Origin of the sequence: Streptomyces sp. Root1304 (assembly GCF_001426405.1) — a bacterium.
GTDB lineage: Bacteria > Actinomycetota > Actinomycetes > Streptomycetales > Streptomycetaceae > Streptomyces.
On the sequence record NZ_LMEP01000022.1, the window covers coordinates 608,196 to 626,850 of the forward strand.

An 18,655-nucleotide genomic window follows, 5' to 3' on the forward strand; every position below is an offset into this window, starting at 1 on the left:
GGCGAACGGAGGGGCGGCCGGGATTCCCGGCCGCCCCTCCGGCTCTCCGGCGCCGCTCCGCATGAGTCGCTCAGCGCCCGGGACGGCCGGTCATCCAGCGGGCGGCCAGGAGGCCCGAGGCCGCGGTGAGGACGGCGGCGGCGAGGACCGTGGCGTTCAGGCCCAGCGCGTCGGCGAGGAGGCCCGCCGTCAGGGCGCCGGCGGCGTAGCCGATGTCGCGCCAGAAGCGGTACGCGCCGAGGGCGTGGGCCCGCCAGGAGGGGTGGGCGTGGTCGGAGACGGCGGCGATGAGCGCCGGGTAGACCAGTGCGGTGCCGAGGCCCAGGCCGACGGCGGAGAGGACTCCGGCGAGGAAGGGGCGGTCGAGGAGGACGAGCGCGAGGAGGAGCGCCGCCGCCTGGACCAGCATGCCCGTCACGACGAGCGGCTTGCGGCCGACCCGGTCGGCGAGATGCCCCGCCGGGATCTGGCCGATGCCCCACAGGAGCGGGTAGAGCCCCTTGATCAGGCCGATCGCGGCGATGCCGAGGCCGTGGTCGGCGAAGAGGAGCGGAAAGACGCCCCAGGTCAGGCCGTCGTTGAGGTTGTTGACCAGGCCCGCCTGACTGGCCCCGCGCAGGGACCGGTCGCGCCATGACGTACGGGCGAAGGTCTCCTTGAAGGACGGCCTGTCGTTCTCGCCGCCGGGGTGCGCCGGGTGCCGGGAGAGTTCGAGGGCCAGGTGGGCGGCGGTGTCCTTGGCCAGGAGCGACAGTCCGAGACCTGCGGCGAGGAAGACCACCCCGATGAGCTCGGGGGCGGGGCGCAGCCCGTAGTGGGTGGCGAGATAGCCGGTGAGCAGGGCGGTGGCGCCGACCGAGACGTAGCCGGCGGCCTCGTTGAGGCCGGTGGCGAGCCCCCGGCGGGCGGGCCCCACGAGGTCGATCTTCATGTTGACGGTCATCGACCAGGTCAGCCCCTGGTTGACGCCGAGCAGGACGTTCGCGGCCACGATCCACCACCACGACGGCGCCCAGGCGAGGACGAACGGCACGGGTGCGCCGATCAGCCAGCCCGCGAGCAGGAGCTGTCTGCGCCGGAAGCGGGCGGTGAGCACGCCGGCGGCCAGGTTCGTGAGCGCCTTGGCGAGGCCGAAGGCGACGATGAACGAGAACACGGCCAGGTTCCCGGCGAGCCCGAACACCTCGGTGCCGATCAGAGGGACCGTCGTCCGCTCCAGACCGACGAGCGCCCCGACCGCCGCCGTGACGAGGACGAGCAGCGCGAACTGCGCCCGGTTCTCCCGGAGCCCCAACCGCACGGGGGCGGGCGCGGGCCGCGGCCTCGTGTTCGTTCGCGTCATCTTGTCACCGTTCCGTCCGTTCCCGTATCCGCAGATCACCATACCCCTAGGGGTATAGGATTCCTGTTCCTCGCGAAGGGTTTCCCCTGTGACATGGGATACCCAGGGGGGTATTTGACTTCCCTTCGCGGCCCTGCCTAGAGTCGATGACGTAAGTACCCCGGGGGGTATTCGAAAGGTTGGCCTTCCATGCGAGAAGTGGATCTGGACGTCTTCGCCGCCGAGCTGGCTCGGGGCGCCTTCACCATCGATGTCCGGGAGCCGGACGAATACGCGGCGGGCCACGTGCCGGGCGTCCGCACCGCGCCCCTCTCCGAACTGGGAAGCCACCTCGCCGCGCTGCCCGCCGACCGGCCCGTCTACGTCATCTGCGCGAGCGGCAACCGCAGCGCCTGGGCCGCCGAGCACCTGGAGGCCGTGGGTTTCCACGCGGTCTCGGTCGCGGGCGGCACCTCCGGGTGGGCCCGCACCGGCCGCCCGGTCGTACGCGGCTCGGGCGTCCGGGCCGCCTGAACGGCCGGCCGGCCGCCGTCACCGCACTGCTTCCCGTCTCGCGGGGCTCCCGCTCCGCGCCCGCTTTCTCCGTCGAAAGGTTCGCCGTGTTCTTCGCCCAGTACTACCTCGACTGCCTGTCCCAGGCGTCGTACATGATCGCCGACGAGAACACCGGCCGGGCGGTCGTCGTCGACCCGCGCCGGGACGTCTCCGAGTACCTCGCCGACGCCCGCGCCCGGGGCCTCACCGTCGTCGGCGTGATCAACACCCACTTCCACGCGGACTTCGTCGCCGGACACCTGGAGATGGCGGCCGAGACGGGCGCCTGGATCGGTTACGGCTCGCGCGCCGAGACGGAGTACCCGATCCGGCACCTCGCCGAGGGCGAGCGGATCTCGCTCGGTGACGTCACTCTGCAGATCATGGAGACCCCCGGGCACACCCCGGAGTCGATCAGCGTCCTCGTGTACGAGCACGCCGACGACGCCGTCCCGTACGGCGTACTGACCGGCGACGCCCTCTTCATCGGTGACGTCGGCCGCCCCGACCTGCTGGCCTCCGTCGGTGTGACCGCCGAGGAACTGGGCGCCATGCTCCACGACAGCGTCCAGAACAAGCTGATGGGCCTGCCGGACGAGGTCCGCGTCTTCCCCGCGCACGGCGCCGGCTCGGCCTGCGGCAAGAACCTGTCCACGGAGAAGTCCTCCACGATCGGCGAGCAGCGGGCGACCAACTACGCCTGCGCCCCGATGAGCCGGGAGGAGTTCGTGGCCCTGGTCGCGGCGGGGCAGTCCACCGCTCCGGGGTACTTCGCCTACGACGCCGACCTCAACCGCAAGGACCGCACCCTGTACGACGCGACCGTCGCGGCCCGGCCGCTGACGCTCACCGAGTTCACCGGACTGCGCGCCGGCGGAGCGGTCGTCGTCGACGCCCGCGACCCCCAGGAGTTCGCGGCCGGGCACCTGTCCGGCGCGGTGAACGTGCCGGCCGACGGCCGGTTCGCCGAGCAGGCGGGAACGGTCCTGGACCCGGCCGACGAACTGGTGGTCATGGCCGCGCAGAACCGGGAGGAGGAGGTCGTCACCCGCCTGGCCCGGATCGGCTTCGACCGTGTCGTGGGCTACGTCCGCAACCCCGAGGACGCACTTCGCGTGCTGGCCGACGAGGTCACCCCGGCCAGCCGCCTCACCGCCGCGCAGCTGAAGGCCGCCCTGGCCGGGGAGAACCCGCCGCTCGTGGTGGACGTGCGCACCTGCGGCGAGCGCGAGGCCAACGGCTTCATCCCCGAGGCCCTGCACATCCCGCTGAGCGAACTGCCCGCCCGGGCCGGTGAACTCCCCGCCGGACGGCCGCTGGTCCTGCACTGCGCGGGCGGCCACCGCTCCTCCATCGCCGCCAGCCTCCTGCGCCACCGCGGCGTCGAGGACGTCTCCGACATCCTCGGCGGCTGGGCCGCCTGGGCCCTCGCCTCGGAACCCTCCAAGGCCTGACCACCCGCGAACCGCCGGTCGGTCGCCGGTACGGGATCCTCCCGCCGCGCACCGCCGGCCCACGGCGGAGCCGGGGCCGCACTGCCCCCGCTCCGCCGCCCCGTCGCGGGCCGGGCCCGCACCGCCCCGCCCGCGACGGCCCCGTACGCACCCCGGGCAGACCACGGTCCGGGGCCTGCCGCAGGGGCCCCTCACACCCTTCCATATACCCCCCTGGGTATATTTTCCTCGGAGTCACGCATGAGCGCCAAGCGCACCGTCCAGTCCGTCACCCCCGCCGTCCTGCGCCGCCTCGGAGAGGAAGGCCGTGCGCCACGCCTGCTCGACGTGCGTACGCCCGCCGAGTTCCGTACCGCCCACATCCCCGGCTCGTACAACGTGCCGCTGAGCACCCTGCGCGAACACCGCGCGGAGCTGCGCTCCCACCTCGATGAGGACGTCGTCCTCATCTGCCGTTCCGGGCAGCGGGCGAAGGAGGCCGAGCAGGCCCTGACCGAGGCCGGTCTGCCGAACCTGCGCGTCCTGGAGGGCGGCATGAACGCCTGGGAGGCGACGGGCGCGCCCGTGAAGCGCGGCCCCGAGCGGTGGGACATGGAGCGCCAGGTCCGCCTGGTCGCCGGCTCGGTCGTCCTGGCCACCGGCCTGGTCGGCGTCCTGGTCCCGGGCATGCACCTGGTCGGTACGGCGGTCGGTGCCGGTCTGACCTACGCCGCCCTCAGCAACTCCTGCGCCATGGGCGTGCTGCTCTCCAAGCTTCCCTACAACCGGGGCCCGCGCATCGACATCCGCACCGTCGTCTCGGAGCTGCGGAGCGGGTCATGACCGCCCTCGTCGTGGCGGCCTCCCTCCTCATCGGCGTCAGCCTCGGCGTCCTCGGCGGCGGCGGCTCCATCCTCACCGTCCCGATCCTGGTCTACCTCGCCGGACAGGACACCAAGGAGGCCATCGCCACCTCGCTGTTCGTCGTCGGCGTCACCAGTCTCGCCGCCCTCGTCCCCCACGCGCGGGCCCACCGGGTGCGGTGGAGGACCGGGCTGCTCTTCGGCGCCTTCAGCATGGCCGGCGCCTACGGCGGCGGACGACTGGCCGAGTACGTCCCCGGCACCGTCCTGCTGGTCTCGTTCGCGCTGATGATGCTCGCCACAGCCTTCGCGATGCTCCGCAAGCCGCGTGACGGGGCGAAGAAGGCCCGGCCCGCGCACAGCGACCTGCCGCTCAAGCACATCGCGGTCGAGGGCCTGGTCGTCGGCGCCGTGACCGGCCTGGTCGGCTCCGGCGGCGGGTTCCTCGTCGTGCCCGCCCTCGCGATCCTCGGCGGACTGCCGATGGGCATCGCGGTCGGCACCTCGCTCCTGGTCATCGCGATGAAGTCCTTCGCCGGACTCGCCGGACACCTCTCCGGCGTCACCATCGACTGGAACATCGCCCTGATCGTGACCGTGGCGGCGGTGGCCGGCAGCCTCGTCGGCGCCCGTCTCGCCGGACGCATCCCGCAGGACGCGCTGCGCAAGGCGTTCGGCTGGTTCGTCGTCGTCATGGGCGTCTTCGTCCTCGCCCAGCAGCTCGACCCCGCCGTCTGGACCGCCCCCGCCACCTGGGCCGTCCTCGGCGCCGGGGCGATCATCGCGCTCGCCGCCCGGCTGCGGAAGCGCTCTCAGGGGGTATCCGGTGGGGATCGAGGAGGAGAGTTCCGGTGCAGGTGAACGAAGAAGCGATGAAGCCGGTCCTGAACCGTCTCAAGCGGGCGCAGGGACAGCTGGCCGCCGTGATCGCGATGGTCGAGTCCGGCGGGGAGTGCGAGCAGGTCGTCACCCAGCTCGCAGCCGTCTCCAAGGCCCTGGACCGGGCCGGATTCAAGATCGTGGCGAGCGGGATGCGCCAGTGCCTCGCCGACGGTGCCGAGAACCCGCCCATGACGCAGGACGAGCTGGAGAAACTCTTCCTCGCCCTCGCCTGAGGGCCGACGACGGTTCGCCGGCTGCGGCATCCGCTCAGGGGCACGGCCGGCGGCGTGCCCGTTCGCCCACGACGTGGGAACCCGCCGGCATGGATCACGGTGCGTCGGGGACGTGGATCTCCACGACGCAGATGTCGTCACGGTTACCGGGCCGCAGGTCGGCCAGGGCCTTGGCGAGTGTGCCGGTGCGATCGTGCCGCGCGAGCCGGCCGGCGGTGGTGGCGAGGTGGGCGAGCCCGGCCTCGATGTCCTCGCCGGGCTCCTCGACCAGGCCGTCCGTGTAGAAGAGCAGTCGGTCACCGGGCAGCAGGTCGATCACGTCCTGACCGTACGTGCACTCGAACGCCGCGCCGAGGAGGACGCCCTCGGGCTGCGGTACGAAGGTCGCCGCACCGTCACGGATCAGCAACGGCGGGAGGTGGCCCGCCCGAACCCAGGTCAGACGGTGGTCCCAGGGCTGATAGCGCGCCATGACCACGGTGGCGGTGGAACTGGCGGTGCCCGAAGCCGTGTGGAGCAGAAGGGTGTTGAGACGGCCGAGCACGTCCGGCAGGGGTGAGCCCGTGACCGTCATGCCCTTGGCCGTGAAGCGCAGCATCGCCATGGTGCCCACCGCCGCCAGACCGTGGCCGGCGACGTCTCCGACGACGAACAACGCGCTCTTGTCGGGGAGTTCGATGGCGGAGTACCAGTCGCCTCCGACGTTCAGTCCACTGTCGACGGGAACGTAGGCCACATCGACGCGCAGTCCGGCCAGTTCGATCGACTGCTCCGGAATCGGCAGCAGGGTGTCCTGCAGCCGGGCACCGAGGGCGCGCTCCGCTTTCAGTACCCCTCGTTGGACGAGGTTGGCACGTTCGCTCTCCCGCAGGGCCAGTTCGGCGGCTCGCTGCGCGGTCAGGTCCTGGAAGAAGCCGTGCACCTCCAGCGGGGTTCCGTCCGCGTCCCGTTGTGCCTCCGCGACGATCCGCAGGTGTCTCACGCCGTGCCGCGTGGCGATACGGAAGTACTGGTCGATGGCCACACCGCCGCCCAGGAGCCGCTGGACCGCCTCCCCCAGCTGTGGGAGGTCCTCCGCCAGGAGGTGCCGAGGCAGTTCCTCCAGGCGCACGGGCCCCTGAGCGGGGTCCCGGTCGAAGATCGTGTACACCTGGTCGGACCAGGTGATCGTGTCCGTCATGAGGTTCCAGTTCGCCCAGCCCAGGTTGCCCAGCCGCTGCAGGTCGTCCAGTCGGCGGGCCTCCCGTTCCGTCGTGTCGTGGCGGATCCAGGACACGACCAGGCGCCCGCCGAGTCCGGACGCCCGGACCGAGTACACCGACCGCTGCGGAACACCGGCGGTCACTTCCTCATGGACGAACGGTTCGCCCTCGTAGACCTCCCCCGTGGTCAGCGTGTCGAGGTAGCCGGCCCAGAGCGCGGTGCCGGCGATCGTGGGGTAGGTCTCCAGCACCCGTCGGCCGACCAGCTGCTTGCCGCGGCGACCGGCCAGATCCAGCGACTGCGGCGCGGCCGCGTCGATCCGGAAGTCCTCCACCTCGCCCGTCCGCGAACGCAGCGGGGTCAGCAGGACCGCCGGGCCGGACAGGGCGTCGAAGATCGTCTGGACCGCCGCGACGTCCGCGGGGAACGGTTCGTCGTCCCGAGGGCCCCGGTCTGCTTGCAGGGGGCCCCCGCAGAGCCTGACCGCTCGCCTGAGCAGGGCCCGGGTACCGGTACCGAAGGCCCCCGGGCGGTTGCGGAGCAGTCCGACGACCGCCTTGACCGCTCCGTTGCCGGGTACGGGGATCCAGGCGCGCGAGGGCCACCGCTCGGGCGGGTCGCCGATCAGCAGGTAGCGGGTGGCGTCGGACTCCAGATCCTCCAGCCACACCGCCCGCCGGGTCGCGATGGCCTCCATCGCCGCGATACCGCTCAGCGGAGGGATGTGGTTCCACTGCTCGGCCATGGCGTCACCGATGCCGGCGTGCCCGATCAGTTTCAGGCTCCCGGCAGTGGCCACGGTGTAGACCATGACGCCCTCGATGTCCTCGGCGTCCGAGAGGACGGCCCGGAGCCGTTGCGCGATCTCGCCCGGGGTCCGGGCGTCGGCCAGGTCTCGCGCCAGGGCCGCGAGCAGCGCGTGGTGCTCCGCCGGCCGGGCACCGTCGGTGGCGGCGCGGCGGCGTGCGTCGCCAAGCCCCGGGGCCGGCTCGCGCGCCCCTGCCGGAGCCGTACGGGGGACGGTCCGCGACGGTGGCGTCACCGGGCGCGCGCCCGTCCGGCCCAGGGTGATCCAGCATTCCTCCAGGAGGGTGCGTCCGCGCTCCGCGGCCCGGTCGAGCAACAGCTGGTGGGCGGCGTCCGGCGTCACGTCCTCCCGGGCCATCACCACGCCCCTGGCTCTTTCCACGACGGCCGTCACGGAGGACAGCTTCTCCAGGTCCACGACCTCGGCACGCAGCCTGGACACGATCTTCGCCAACGCCAGCACCTCGGGTGCCGCGCTCGGACCGTCGCCGGGAAGTACGAAATCGCCCTCCATGAATCGAGCATGTCACGGCTCGGCTGGGTGGGGCCCGCTCACCCTCGGCGATCACCTGGCCACGGCGACGCGGCAGCGGGCCGGGCCGACGGCCGGGGCCGGTCCCGCACCCCGCACCCCGCACCCCGCACCCCGCACCCGCCTACCGGGCGTCGAAGACGATGGCGTCCACCTCATGGATCGTCGCGGACATGTTGCGGCTCATCATCCGCAACGCCGCCTCAGCCAGCTCGGCGTCGATGTGGGCCACTGCGTCGGTCGCCACCACGACCTCGAAGTGCCGGATGTGGGCGTCCAGGGCCGAGTACAGCACGCACTGCTCGGTCACTTGACCGCACAGCACCAGGCGCTCGATCCCCAGCTGATCCAGCAGGTACGCCAGCGGGGTTTCGAAGAAGATCGAGTGCCGGGCCTTGACCACGAAGAGCGAGTTCCCGTCGGGAGCGACCGGTTCCACCAGGTCCCTGTGGCGCCCCGAGAGGGCGGCTTGCAGGATCTCCCCATGGTGGGACCGCCACTCTCCGAAGTTGTCGTTCACGTAGACGACGGGCGACTCGCAGGCACGGGCACGCCGGAGCAGCGTGGTGATCCCGGGCAGCGCCTCACGGACGGACGGCACCAATGTCTCGGCGTCCTCGTGCTCGTAGGCGTTGAGCATGTCGATCACGATGAGCGCCGTCCGGGGCATGAAGTCCGCCGCCTTCTCTCGCCCCCTGCCGTGCGTCCCAGTCTCGCCCGGTCACGGCCGTTCCGCGCGCAGGACGGCGACCGCCCCCGGCCGCCGGCCGCCCCTCCGGGCTCCTGCCCCCGCGCATGGTGCCGCGCCCCTGGGGCAGGAGCCACGCATGGGTACAGAATCCGGGCATTCCCCCGACCGGATCAACGATCCCTGGGGCCGTAGGACCCCGTACGGGCGCGGGGACACCTGGCCCGAGCGCGTCGACACGTACCTCACGGCTGACGCCGAAGGCGGTACCCGGGTCGACCGGTGGGTCGCGACGGCCTCGAACCTCCACTCCAACGGCGACGCGATGGAGCTGGCCGTCCGCGACGGCCGCCTCGTCGGCGTCCGGGGCGTCGCCCGCGACCGCGTCAACCACGGTCGCCTCGATCCCAAGGACCTCTACGGATGGCAGGCCATCGGGTCGCCGGACCGCCTGACCCGCCCGCTGGTCCGGGAGGACGGCGTCCAGCGCGCGACCGACTGGGACACCGCGATGGCCCGGATCGTCGACCGCGCCCGCGCACTCCTCGATGGCCCCGGCCCCTCCTCGATCGGCTTCTACACCAGCGGCCAGCTGTTCCTGGAGGAGTACTACGCCCTGGCGGTCCTCGCCCGCGGCGGTCTGGGGACCAGGCACCTCGACGGCAACACCAGACTGTGCACCGCCACCGCCGGCGAGGCGCTCAAGGAGTCGTTCGGCTGCGACGGCCAGCCCGGCTCGTACACCGACATCGACCATGCCGACACCATCGCGCTGTTCGGGCACAACGTGGCCGAGACGCAGAGCGTGCTGTGGAGCCGGATCCTGGACCGGCTCGCCGGGCCCGAACCGCCCGTCCTGCTGTGCGTGGACCCCCGCCCCGGGCCGGTGTCCGAAGCGGCGACCGTGCACCTCCAGCCGAGGCCGGGGACGAACCTCGCGCTCATGAACGGGCTGCTGCACGAGGTGATCGAGGGGGGCTGGACGGACCCGGCGTACATCGAGGCGCACGTCGTCGGCTTCGACCGTCTCGCCCAGGGGGTGGCCCTCTTCCCGGCCGAGGCCGCCGCCGCGGCCACCGGCGTGCCCGCCGAGCAGATCCGCAGCGCGGCCCTGCTGCTCGGCCAGGCCGACCGGCTGCTGTCCACCGTGCTGCAGGGCTTCTACCAGTCCCACCAGGCCACCGCCGCCGCCGTCCAGGTCAACAACCTGCACCTGGTCCGCGGCATGCTCGGACGGCCCGGCTGCGGCGTCCTGCAGATGAACGGCCAGCCCACCGCCCAGAACACCCGCGAGTGCGGAGCCGACGGAGACCTTCCCGGATTCCGCAACTGGGCCAACCCCCGGCACGTCGAGGAGCTCGCGAAGATCTGGAACGTCCCGCCGGACCGGATCCCTCACGACGGGCCGCCCACCCACGCCATGCGGCTGATCCGCCTCGCCGAGGAAGGCTCCCTGCGCATGCTGTGGATCTCCGGAACCAACCCGGCCGTCTCCCTCCCGGAATTGGCGCGCATCCGCGCCGTGCTCGGCCAGGAGCGGCTGTTCCTCGTCGTCCAGGACCTCTTCCCGACGGAGACGACCGCGTACGCCGACGTCGTGCTGCCCGCCGCGGGCTGGGGCGTGAAGACCGGCACCTTCACCAACGCCGACCGCACCGTCCATCTCTCCCTCAAGGCCGTCGACCCGCCCGGTGAAGCCCGCCCCGACCTCGACATCTTCCTGGACTTCGCCCGCCGGATGGACCTGCGGGACGCCTCCGACGCGCCGCTCCTGCCCTGGCGCCGCCCGGAGGAGGTCTTCGAAGCGTGGAAGGAGTGCAGCCGCGGCCGCCCCTGCGACTACAGCGGGCTGAGCTACGCCCTGCTGCGCGAACGCGGAGGCGTCCAGTGGCCCTGCACCGCCGAACACCCCGAAGGAACCGAACGCCTCTACACCGACGGTGACTTCCGCAGCTCGCCCGAGGACTGCGAGACCTACGGCCGCGACCTCCTCACGGGCACTGCGTACGACGCCGACGCGTACCGGTCCCTGAACCCCGACGGCAAGGCGGTCCTGCGTACCGCCCCCTACGTCCCGCCACCCGAACAACCCGACGCAGCGCACCCGTTGTGGCTGATCACCGGGCGCACCCTGTACCAGTTCCACACCCGCACGCGCACCGGCCGCGTTCCCCGGCTGCACGCCGCCGCACCGGACATGTGGATCGAGATGTCCGGAGCCGACGCGGCGGCGGCCGGCATCGCCGAAGGCGACCTCGCCGAGGTGTCCACCCGCCGCGGCACGGTCCGGGCCCGGGTCCGTCTCACCGGGATACGCGAAGGCGTGGTCTTCCTGCCGTTCCACTACGGCTACTGGGACGCCCCGGACGGGACCGGCCACCACCGGGCGGCCAACGAACTCACGCCCACCACCTGGGACCCGGCCTCCAAGCAGCCGCTCTTCAAGACCGGCGCGGCCCGCGTCACCCGGGCCCGCCCCGCAAGGTGAGCGGCGGCACGGACGGTCAGCCTTCCACGCCCGTGGCGGTGTGGGCGGCGCCGACGGGCTTGGACTCGGGGGAGCCTCGCTGGCGGAGGTAGATGGACAGGACGACCATGGCGGCGACGGCGAGGAGTTCCGACTGCCAGTTCTGCAGGGACCTGTTCCAGAAGTCGGGCGTGCCGATGTAGCCGGCCCAGCTGACCGGGTCTTCGAGCCGGCGCAGCTGCTGATCGTTGTAGGCGGCGGTGCCGGTGATGGACTGCGCCAGCCAGGACAGCAGGAACAACGCGCCCATCACGGCGCCGAGGGAGCGGGCGTAGAACTTCTGTCGCCAGTCCTTCGTCCCTGCCCACCGGGGCGAGTCGGGGCGGGCGTGTTCGCCCATGCGCTGCTCCCGCTCGCTCTCCGGGCCGGCCTCGTGGAGCTTCTTGGACTCGGGGGAACCGCGCTGGACCAGGTGGACGGTGCCGAAGACGTAGAGGAAGAACTGCAGGAACTCCGACTGCCAGTTCTCGGTGACGTCGACGGCGAAGTCCGAGGAGGTGAGGTATGCGGCCAGGCTGAGCGGCTGCAGGCCGTCCACCGTCATCTCTTCGTTGAACTCGGCGTGCCCGGCGACGGCCTGGCCTGCGAGCACCACCAGGAAGGCGATGCCGAAGGCGAGGGTCAGGCTGTTCTCCCGCCAGAATCCCCGGCGCGGTTCAGGGCTGTCGGTCATCGCTGCAGCACCCCGATCGTGATGAAGTACCCGAGGCCGCCGAGGATGACCAGCAGACAGATGACGAACAGGGTCCGCACCCTCACGCCCCCTTGAGCAGACAGTCGTAGGGCTGGTCGGGCCGCGGTACGCAGCCGGCGGCCACCACCTTCCAGCCGGCGGTGAACAGCGACAGGAACAGGGTGTCGCCCGCCATCCGCACCATCGCCTGGCGCCCGTACACCTCGACGTTGCGGATGCCGCGCGCCGTGGGCAACTCCTGCGAGGTGAACGCGCTCGCGCAGGCCTTCTGTTCGTTCTGCTCCAGCTGCCGACGAGTCTGCGGGGCCAACAGCTCGCAGGCCCGGACGTGGTCTCCTGCCCTCACCGCGGCTTCGAAGGCCGATCCCGCCGCCGCCGCGGCGTCCTGCCGTGCCGCCGGGGCGCCGCACCCCGCCACCGCGAGCATCACCGCAGCCACCGAGAGCACGCCGCCCCAGGGGTGCGACCGGGTCGCTTCGCCTCGGCGCCGGGAACTGCCGGCGGAACGGGCGGTGCGGGTGCGCCCCTTGAGCTGTCTGCGTTCGGGCACCGGGCGGACTCCTGACGGGCGGGGCTGGCAGCACCCTCGCACGCCGCTTCCGACCCCACCCCTCACACACACCGCCGCCGACGGAAACGTCACCCGCCCGGAGGCTCCAGGACCCGCCGGAGGCCGACGCCGTCGACCGCGCGCTCCTCGGATTCACGGAAGCCGACCTCGCCGAGCGGGCAGAAGCGATCAGCGCCGGAGCGCCGTACGAGCTCCGCGTCCGCGTCATCGGGCAGCCGCAGGAGACGTGCGATCACAGGCCCGGTCGGCATGGCCCGGGAGGCCGCGCAGTCTCACGAGCGTGGCACTTCCTCGTCCCGCCCTGGGCCCGCTCGCTCCAAGCGGGTCTCAGATCTGTTGGTCGTCGCTGTGGCGGCCGAGGCTGTGGCCGAAGCGTTCGGAGATGGCCGGCATCAGACTCTGGCCTTCGCCGGGCCGGTCCAGGCCGAAGACGTAGCCGGGGAAGTCGAGCTCCCGCTGCACGTCCCAGATCCCGTTGTGGTCCTCCGGTGGAAGGATGCGCGCCGGGTCGCCGACGGCGACCCAGCCGATCGGCACCATCGAGTCGGCGGGCAGCACCGTGCGCAGATGCACGATGCCGTTGATCCGCACCTCGGAACGGGTCCCGATCCGTGCTCCGTTGAAGACGCGGCTGCCGGTGGCCAGGAAGACCTCGTCCTCGACCCGGCAGCCGGTCAGGTAGGAGGTGGGGCCCACCAGGACCTGCCGTCCCAGGACCAGCGGGTCCCGTCGGGTGCCGCGCAGGACCGCGTTCTCCATCACGATGCCGCCTTCGCCCAGCTCCACCGGCCCGCCCTCGGCGGTGAGCACCGCACCGAACAGCACCCGGCACCCTGCCCCCACGCGCACGTCCCCGCACAGCGTGGCGTTCGGAGCGACATAGGCCGTGGGGTGGACGGAGGGCGCACGGCCGTCATGAGTGAGAAGCATGGCCGCGACCAGCCGCCCTTTCGTATGCCTGCCGGTGTCCACGACGTACGTTCACGGGGTCTGGGTGCTGGTCAACGCGTCGACCAGCTGGGCGAACTCGGCACGCTGCCGGGCGGTCAGCGAGGCGTAGAGCGGCGCCTGCAGCTCGTCGGTGAGTTGCTCGGCGCGCTGCCATCGGGGGATCAGCGCCGCGGCGGCCTGACCCGGCTCGCGCCAGCCGTAGTGGGTCGCCTGCTCGACGCCGAGGTTGACGACCATCGCCTCCCGGGCGCTCAGCCCGGCCAGGCGTACCGCCGCGAGATGGCAGGCGCCGCGGTGTTCCCGCAGGACGTGGATGCGCTGCATCGCCGCCCCGACCGGGTCGTCGCCGGGCACGGCCTGGGCGCGCCAGCCTGCGAACAGGGGCAGCGCGTCGGCGTCGGCGGCGTCGATCAGCTGTTGTGCCAGGTGGTTGAAGTGCTCCACGTCGGCGTCGGCGGGGACGTGTGCGCGCCCCCATGTCCGGACGGCCTCCGCGTAGCAGGCGGCGGCCACCTGCGCCGGCATCACGGGCCGGCCGGCCCGCCAGCCGGTGGCGACGAGGTCGGGGCCGAGGAAGCCCTGTACCGCCTGGACCACCGAGGCGGGCGCCTCGCCGAGCACCCCGAACCGGCCGCGGCAGTAGAAGCCGCGCCCCGGGGCGAACCCGGCGCGTAGGCCGATGGCGGCGGTGGCCTCGTCGGACATGAACTCGTCGCCGAAGTCGTGGACCGGCCTGGCCACGGCGGCGATGCAGTCGAAGATTTCCATGCGCTGAAGGTCGCTCACCTCGACTCGGCAGGTCAAGGGGATGTTTTCTAGGGGAACCCTTTAGGTAATCTATCGGGTCATGCTGGATATCCGCCGTCTGCACATGCTCAAGACCGTCGCCGCCCGTGGCTCCATCACCGCGGCCGCCCAGTCCCTGGCGCTCTCCGCCGGTGCCGTGTCCCAGCAGCTCGCCGCGCTGAGAAGCGACGTCGGGGTTGATCTCCTGCGTCCCGACGGGCGAACCGTCGCGCTCACGGAGGCGGGGCGCGTCCTCCTCGAACACGCCGACCGGATCCTCGCCGCCATGGAGGAAGCCGAGTGCGCCGTCGCGGCGGTCAAGGGCACGGTCGGCGCCGCCGCCACGCTCGCCGCGCTGCCGTCGACCGTCGCCAGGATCGTGGCCCCTGCGCTCACCGCGCTGGGCGTGGACCATCCGCAGCTCGCCGTGACCTGTCTCGTCACCGACCAGGCGCAACTGCGCGAACTCACGCTCGGCACCGTCGACGTGGTGCTGGGGCAGCACTATCGCCACCTGCCGGAGACCACACCCAAGGGCATCGCGGTCTCGCCGCTGCTCGACGACCCGCTGCTCGTCGTCACCGCCGACGACGGAGCCGCCGGCGGATCCGACGGACGGCCCGTCGGCCTGCGCGAACTGGCCACCCACAACCTCGTCGTCCCACCGGCGACCACGGACTGCGGACAGGCCATCCTGCACGCCTGCCGGCAGGCAGGCTTCACCCCCGCGACGCGCTACGTCACCGCTGACACAGCCGCCCAGATCACCCTCGCCCGGTCCGGCCTCGCCACCGCGCTCGTCCCCCGGACGGCCATCGACCCGGCCACACCAGGCATCCGCACGGCCCCCATCGAGGACCACCCGATCCAGCGCCTCCTGTTCGCCGCGACCCGCCACACCGAAACGACCAACCCGACGACCGCGGCCGTCGTCGCGGCGCTCCGCACAGCAGCACGACAGGACCGCACCACGCACCTCCCGCCGGCCTGAAGTCAGGACGAGAGCAGCGGGCGACCAGGGCCCGGCACTCCGGTCGGTGCGAGTACGGAAGCTTCTCGCGCGGCCGCTGACACGGCATTCAGGCCATTCGATGGCCGGAACCAGCAGAAGAACACCTTTCCCTCCGGAATCCGGCGCGGCCCACCTCGATGCACTGCCATGATCCACCGCAAGGTATGTGACATTTCACATTGCTCTCGGATGAGGGCAATGGAAGAGGGAGGGACCCCATGAAGAGTCTTGCCACTGCCGCAGTCGCCGCCGCGACCCTGGCCACCCTGGCCACCGGCCAGGAAGCCGTCGCCGCGCCGACCGGTCCGGTCGGCGCCGTCGTCACCTGCGGCACCCCCGGTGCGCCCGGGATCCTCCTGACCAGAGCCTGTGTCGAGGTGACCGGCAACCAGGTCCGCTTCTACGGGGTCGCAGCCACGACCAACTCCGGGTGGCAGCCCCAGCAGGTCGGCTTCACGGTCTCCGGCACCGTCGTCGGCAGCGCCCCGATCGCGCCCATCAACCCGACCGTGCTCGTACAGGCAGGCACGACCTCGGTCGGCAGCATCGTCACCACCGCGCCGTGCGGTTCGACGGTCAACGGCAACTTCTCCGTGAACCAGTGGGGCTGGCCCCCGTCGACCGCGACGGTCTCGGCCGTGGTGTCCTGCTGACCAGAGGCTCCACCCGGCTCCCGAGCGCGCACCAAGAGCGACTCGCCGCCACCCCGGTGACCCACGCACTCTGAGCCCCTGCGACAACACCCCGCCCCCGGAACGGCACCGGAACCTCCGGACACGGACCGCCCCGGGGGCCGCAAACTCAGAGTGCGTGTACGCGCCGGGCCGGAGAAGTCCTCACCGAGGTCGGCCCGGTTCAGGCCCCCACCCGGCCGGTGTCGTACGCCCACATCGCGATCTCCACCCTGTTTCGGGCGCCGATCTTGGTCAGCAGGCTGGCGACGTGGGTCTTGGCGGTCGTCAAGCCGATGAACAGCTCGGCGGCGATCTCGGCGTTGGTGCGGCCACGGGCGACCAGCGTCAGCACCTCCTCCTCGCGTTCGGTGAGCGGCTCGATCGGTTGGGTCCGTCGGCTCGACGGTTCCCTGGCGGCGAGGGTGGCCAGCAGCAGCCGGGTGATGTTCGGCGCGATCAGGGCATCGCCGACGGCGGCGGCATGGACGGCCTGGACGAGCAGCGCCGGCCCGGCGTCCTTGAGCAGAAAGCCCCGGGCGCCGGCCCGGAGCGCGCCGTGGACGTACTCGTCGAGGTCGAATGTCGTGATCACCACTACCGCGATCGGGTCCGGGACGCCCCGCCCCGACGTGTGCCTGGTCACCTCGATGCCGTCGAGCCCGGGCATCTGGATGTCGACCAGGCACACGTCGGGGCGGAGCCGATGCGCCAGCTCGACGGCGGCGTGGCCGTCGGCGGCCTGGCCGGCGACCTCGATCTCGGGCTGCGCGTCAAGGATCATCGACAGACCGGTGCGCATCCGGGCCGGGGACGCGCAGGCGATCTCGATCCACCGACGGCACGAGATGTGCCCGTCCACGACGGCCTGGTGGAGGAGGTCCATGCGGTTCTCCACCCCCGGCAGACCGTTGGGGATCTTCGAGAAGTCGCCTCGGCCGAGGTCGTGGTCCGTCGACACCACCTGGAGGTCATTGGTCCGCAGGCCGCGCCACAGTGCCGCCGGGGGCTCGCGCGGACGCAACGGGTGGAGCACACGTACTTCGCCCCCTCGAAACCCGGCTCCGCGAGGTTGTCCGTCGACAGGAAGAGGTACTGCGGACAGGTCTCGCCGAAGACCGGGAGGCCCTTGTCCCGGGCGGCGGCGATCTCGGCGACCGCCTCCTCGGCCGAGACGTGCACGACGTACCGGGGAGCCCCCGCCACCCGGGCGAGCTGGATGGCGCGGTGGGTGGCCTCCGCCTCCAGGAGGGCCTTGCGGACCTCCCCGTGGTAGCGGGGATCCGTCTCGCCCCGGGCGAGGGCCTGTTCGACGAGGACGTCAATGGCGATGCCGTTCTCGGCGTGCATCATGATCAGCCCGCCGTTCTCGGCGGAGCGCTGCATCGCCCGCAGGATGCGACCGTCGTCGCTGTAGAAGACGCCCGGGTAGGCCATGAAGAGCTTGGTTTCCCTGAAAACCCCCTGGACGTCGCGTAACCGTCCGAGGAAGGGGGTGCGGCATCCAAGCGCGCAAGGTGGGACATCTGCCTGCCCGAACCGGCGATCGGCCCGCGGTGGACGGGAAGAGTGACCGTCACCGTCGGTCCGCCACCCTCGCAGGGTGCCGCCGTCGCCTCCCCGCCGTGGACGTGGGCGATCGCGCGGACGACGGAGGGCCCCAGCCCGGCGCCCTTGACCGACACCAGCCGGTCGCGGTTCAGTCGCCGGAACGGCTCGAAGAAGGCCGGGATCTCGTGGCCGGGCACCACCGGGCCCGTTTTGGCGTCCCGGATCACGGCCCCTTCGGGGGGCGTCGCCGTGGCCGACCGGGAGGTCCCGGTCCAGGACCACCACGTGGTACGTGTGAACCGCCGCCCGTTCCAGGGCACCGGCGCCGTCCTGCGCGACGCCGACCGCGTGCGCCTCCTTAAGCCCAGCCACTCCGCGAGCATCGGCTCGTCCTCCACCACGAGGACCCGCGTCCGTACCTCCTGATCAGGTGCCCCGAACTCTCCCCGGGCTCCATGGTCGCCGCCCGGGTGTCTCCTCCGAGTGCGGCTATAGACCCTGCCAGGCGGGCTTGTTCGCGTAGGTGTGGCGGAAGTAGTCCGCGAGCTTCAGCTTGGAGGCGGCGGCCTCGTCCACCACGACCGTGGCGTGCGGGTGCAGCTGGAGCGCGGAGGCCGGCAAGGTGTGGCGGAAGTAGTCCGCGAGCTTCAGCTTGGAGGCGGCGGCCTCGTCCACCACGACCGTGGCGTGCGGGTGCAGCTGGAGCGCGGAGGCCGGCACGAGCGCCGCCACCGGGCCCTCGACGGTCTGCGCSACGGCCTCGGCCTTGCCCTCRCCGGTGGCCAGCAGCACCAGGTGGCGGGCCTCCAGGATGGTGCCGATGCCCTGGGTGATGACGTGGTGCGGCACCTGCTCGATGTCGTYGTCGAAGAAGCGGGCGTTGTCCACGCGGGTCTGCTCGGTGAGCGTCTTGATCCGGGTGCGGGAGGCGAGCGAGGAGCAGGGCTCGTTGAAGCCGATGTGACCGTCGGTGCCGATGCCGAGGATCTGCAGGTCCACACCGCCGGCCGCGGCCAGCGCCTTGTCGTAGGCCTCACAGGCCGCCAGGACGTCCTCGGCGGAGCCGTCGGGCCCCATGAACGCCTCCTGGGAGAGCCCGAGCGGCTCGACGACCTGACGGAGCACCGTGGAGCGGTACGACTCCGGGTGGCCCRAGGGGAGGCCGACGTACTCGTCCAGCTGGGCGATCCGGGCCCGCGAGGCGTCGACGGAGCCGGCCTCGACCTGGGCGATCAGGGCGTCGTAGATGGGCAGCGGAGTCGAGCCCGTGGCCACGCCGAGCAGCGCGTCGGGCTTGCGGCGCAGGAGGCCGGCGATGCCGTCCGCGATGAGCTCGCCGCCCGCCTTGGCGTCCTTGACGATGACAACTTCCACG

20 protein-coding genes and 1 pseudogene are annotated in these 18,655 nt (G+C 72.1%); 9 read left to right on the forward strand and 12 right to left on the reverse strand.

Going from position 1 to position 18,655, the window contains the following annotated elements; translation table 11 throughout:
- Positions 1–70 precede the first annotated feature (70 nt).
- Positions 71–1,342 (reverse strand): MFS transporter, encoded by a 1,272-nt coding sequence (locus tag ASD33_RS22130; RefSeq protein ID WP_056563258.1) that lies wholly within the window; start codon positions 1,340–1,342, stop codon positions 71–73.
- Positions 1,343–1,531: 189 nt separating this feature from the next.
- On the opposite strand from ASD33_RS22130, the gene ASD33_RS22135 reads away from it, so the two are divergent.
- The 5 genes from ASD33_RS22135 to ASD33_RS22155 all read left to right on the forward strand — a co-directional run bounded on the left by ASD33_RS22135 (position 1,532) and on the right by ASD33_RS22155 (position 5,287).
- Positions 1,532–1,855, forward strand: coding sequence for a rhodanese-like domain-containing protein (locus ASD33_RS22135; RefSeq protein ID WP_056563002.1), 324 nt, complete (start codon positions 1,532–1,534; stop codon positions 1,853–1,855).
- Between the two features lie 86 nt (positions 1,856–1,941).
- Positions 1,942–3,330 carry an MBL fold metallo-hydrolase gene (locus ASD33_RS22140; protein WP_056563261.1) on the forward strand — a complete coding sequence of 463 codons (1,389 nt, stop codon included), beginning with the start codon at positions 1,942–1,944 and terminating at the stop codon, positions 3,328–3,330.
- 240 nt (positions 3,331–3,570) lie between these two features.
- Positions 3,571–4,152 carry a rhodanese-like domain-containing protein gene (locus tag ASD33_RS22145; protein WP_056563004.1) on the forward strand — a complete coding sequence of 194 codons (582 nt, stop codon included), beginning with the start codon at positions 3,571–3,573 and terminating at the stop codon, positions 4,150–4,152.
- Positions 4,149–5,033, forward strand: a complete 885-nt coding sequence (locus tag ASD33_RS22150) for a sulfite exporter TauE/SafE family protein (RefSeq protein WP_056563008.1) — start codon at positions 4,149–4,151, stop codon at positions 5,031–5,033. Before ASD33_RS22145 ends, ASD33_RS22150 begins: the two co-directional genes overlap by 4 nt.
- On the forward strand, positions 5,024–5,287 hold the full coding sequence (locus tag ASD33_RS22155; RefSeq protein ID WP_056563011.1) for a metal-sensitive transcriptional regulator: 264 nt from the start codon (positions 5,024–5,026) through the stop codon (positions 5,285–5,287). Before ASD33_RS22150 ends, ASD33_RS22155 begins: the two co-directional genes overlap by 10 nt.
- Positions 5,288–5,381: 94 nt before the next feature.
- On the opposite strand, the gene ASD33_RS22160 is transcribed toward ASD33_RS22155, so the two are convergent.
- Positions 5,382–7,811, reverse strand: coding sequence for a SpoIIE family protein phosphatase (locus ASD33_RS22160; RefSeq protein WP_056563014.1), 2,430 nt, complete (start codon positions 7,809–7,811; stop codon positions 5,382–5,384).
- 142 nt (positions 7,812–7,953) lie between these two features.
- Complete coding sequence (locus tag ASD33_RS22165; RefSeq protein WP_056563016.1) at positions 7,954–8,499, reverse strand: isochorismatase family cysteine hydrolase; 546 nt, start codon at positions 8,497–8,499, stop codon at positions 7,954–7,956.
- Positions 8,500–8,656: 157 nt separating this feature from the next.
- On the opposite strand from ASD33_RS22165, the gene ASD33_RS22170 reads away from it, so the two are divergent.
- On the forward strand, positions 8,657–11,005 hold the full coding sequence (locus tag ASD33_RS22170; RefSeq protein WP_056563018.1) for a nitrate reductase: 2,349 nt from the start codon (positions 8,657–8,659) through the stop codon (positions 11,003–11,005).
- A gap of 16 nt (positions 11,006–11,021) precedes the next feature.
- Here ASD33_RS22170 and ASD33_RS22175 read toward each other — a convergent pair whose 3' ends face one another.
- From ASD33_RS22175 to ASD33_RS22190, 5 genes are all read right to left on the reverse strand, one after another.
- On the reverse strand, positions 11,022–11,717 hold the full coding sequence (locus ASD33_RS22175) for a DUF6766 family protein (RefSeq protein ID WP_056563021.1): 696 nt from the start codon (positions 11,715–11,717) through the stop codon (positions 11,022–11,024).
- Positions 11,718–11,799: 82 nt separating this feature from the next.
- Entirely contained in the window at positions 11,800–12,288 is a 489-nt protein-coding gene (locus ASD33_RS35120) for a hypothetical protein (RefSeq protein ID WP_242427154.1), read from the reverse strand.
- Positions 12,289–12,377: 89 nt separating this feature from the next.
- Positions 12,378–12,545 (reverse strand): hypothetical protein, encoded by a 168-nt coding sequence (locus ASD33_RS35545; protein ID WP_157870068.1) that lies wholly within the window; start codon positions 12,543–12,545, stop codon positions 12,378–12,380.
- Positions 12,546–12,636: 91 nt separating this feature from the next.
- A complete protein-coding gene (locus ASD33_RS22185; protein WP_056563024.1) occupies positions 12,637–13,239 on the reverse strand; it encodes a gamma carbonic anhydrase family protein in 603 nt (200 codons plus the stop codon).
- A gap of 51 nt (positions 13,240–13,290) precedes the next feature.
- Positions 13,291–14,028, reverse strand: a complete 738-nt coding sequence (locus ASD33_RS22190; protein ID WP_056563025.1) for a hypothetical protein — start codon at positions 14,026–14,028, stop codon at positions 13,291–13,293.
- Positions 14,029–14,107: 79 nt separating this feature from the next.
- On the opposite strand from ASD33_RS22190, the gene ASD33_RS22195 reads away from it, so the two are divergent.
- Positions 14,108–15,037, forward strand: a complete 930-nt coding sequence (locus ASD33_RS22195) for a LysR substrate-binding domain-containing protein (protein ID WP_079044929.1) — start codon at positions 14,108–14,110, stop codon at positions 15,035–15,037.
- A 239-nt stretch (positions 15,038–15,276) separates the two neighbouring features.
- A complete protein-coding gene (locus tag ASD33_RS22200; protein ID WP_056563031.1) occupies positions 15,277–15,711 on the forward strand; it encodes a hypothetical protein in 435 nt (144 codons plus the stop codon).
- Between the two features lie 202 nt (positions 15,712–15,913).
- Here the strand turns inward: ASD33_RS22200 and ASD33_RS35850 are convergent, their stop codons facing one another.
- The 3 genes and pseudogenes from ASD33_RS35850 to ASD33_RS36970 all read right to left on the reverse strand — a co-directional run bounded on the left by ASD33_RS35850 (position 15,914) and on the right by ASD33_RS36970 (position 17,600).
- Entirely contained in the window at positions 15,914–16,531 is a 618-nt protein-coding gene (locus ASD33_RS35850) for a response regulator transcription factor (protein ID WP_056563267.1), read from the reverse strand.
- A pseudogene (locus tag ASD33_RS34410) lies at positions 16,529–17,175 on the reverse strand (dihydropyrimidinase); the annotation flags it as partial. The pseudogene ASD33_RS34410 and the gene ASD33_RS35850, both read right to left, overlap by 3 nt.
- Positions 17,085–17,600 carry an ATP-binding protein gene (locus tag ASD33_RS36970; protein WP_347232300.1) on the reverse strand — a complete coding sequence of 172 codons (516 nt, stop codon included), beginning with the start codon at positions 17,598–17,600 and terminating at the stop codon, positions 17,085–17,087. The pseudogene ASD33_RS34410 and the gene ASD33_RS36970, both read right to left, overlap by 91 nt.
- Here ASD33_RS36970 and ASD33_RS36475 point away from each other — a divergent pair.
- Positions 17,530–17,706, forward strand: a complete 177-nt coding sequence (locus tag ASD33_RS36475) for a hypothetical protein (protein ID WP_242427170.1) — start codon at positions 17,530–17,532, stop codon at positions 17,704–17,706. The two genes, ASD33_RS36970 and ASD33_RS36475, sit on opposite strands and share 71 nt — an antisense overlap.
- Positions 17,707–17,769: 63 nt before the next feature.
- Here the strand turns inward: ASD33_RS36475 and nagB are convergent, their stop codons facing one another.
- Positions 17,770–18,654 carry a glucosamine-6-phosphate deaminase gene (gene nagB, locus ASD33_RS22225; protein ID WP_056563041.1) on the reverse strand — a complete coding sequence of 295 codons (885 nt, stop codon included), beginning with the start codon at positions 18,652–18,654 and terminating at the stop codon, positions 17,770–17,772.
- Between the last annotated feature and the right edge of the window lies 1 nt (position 18,655).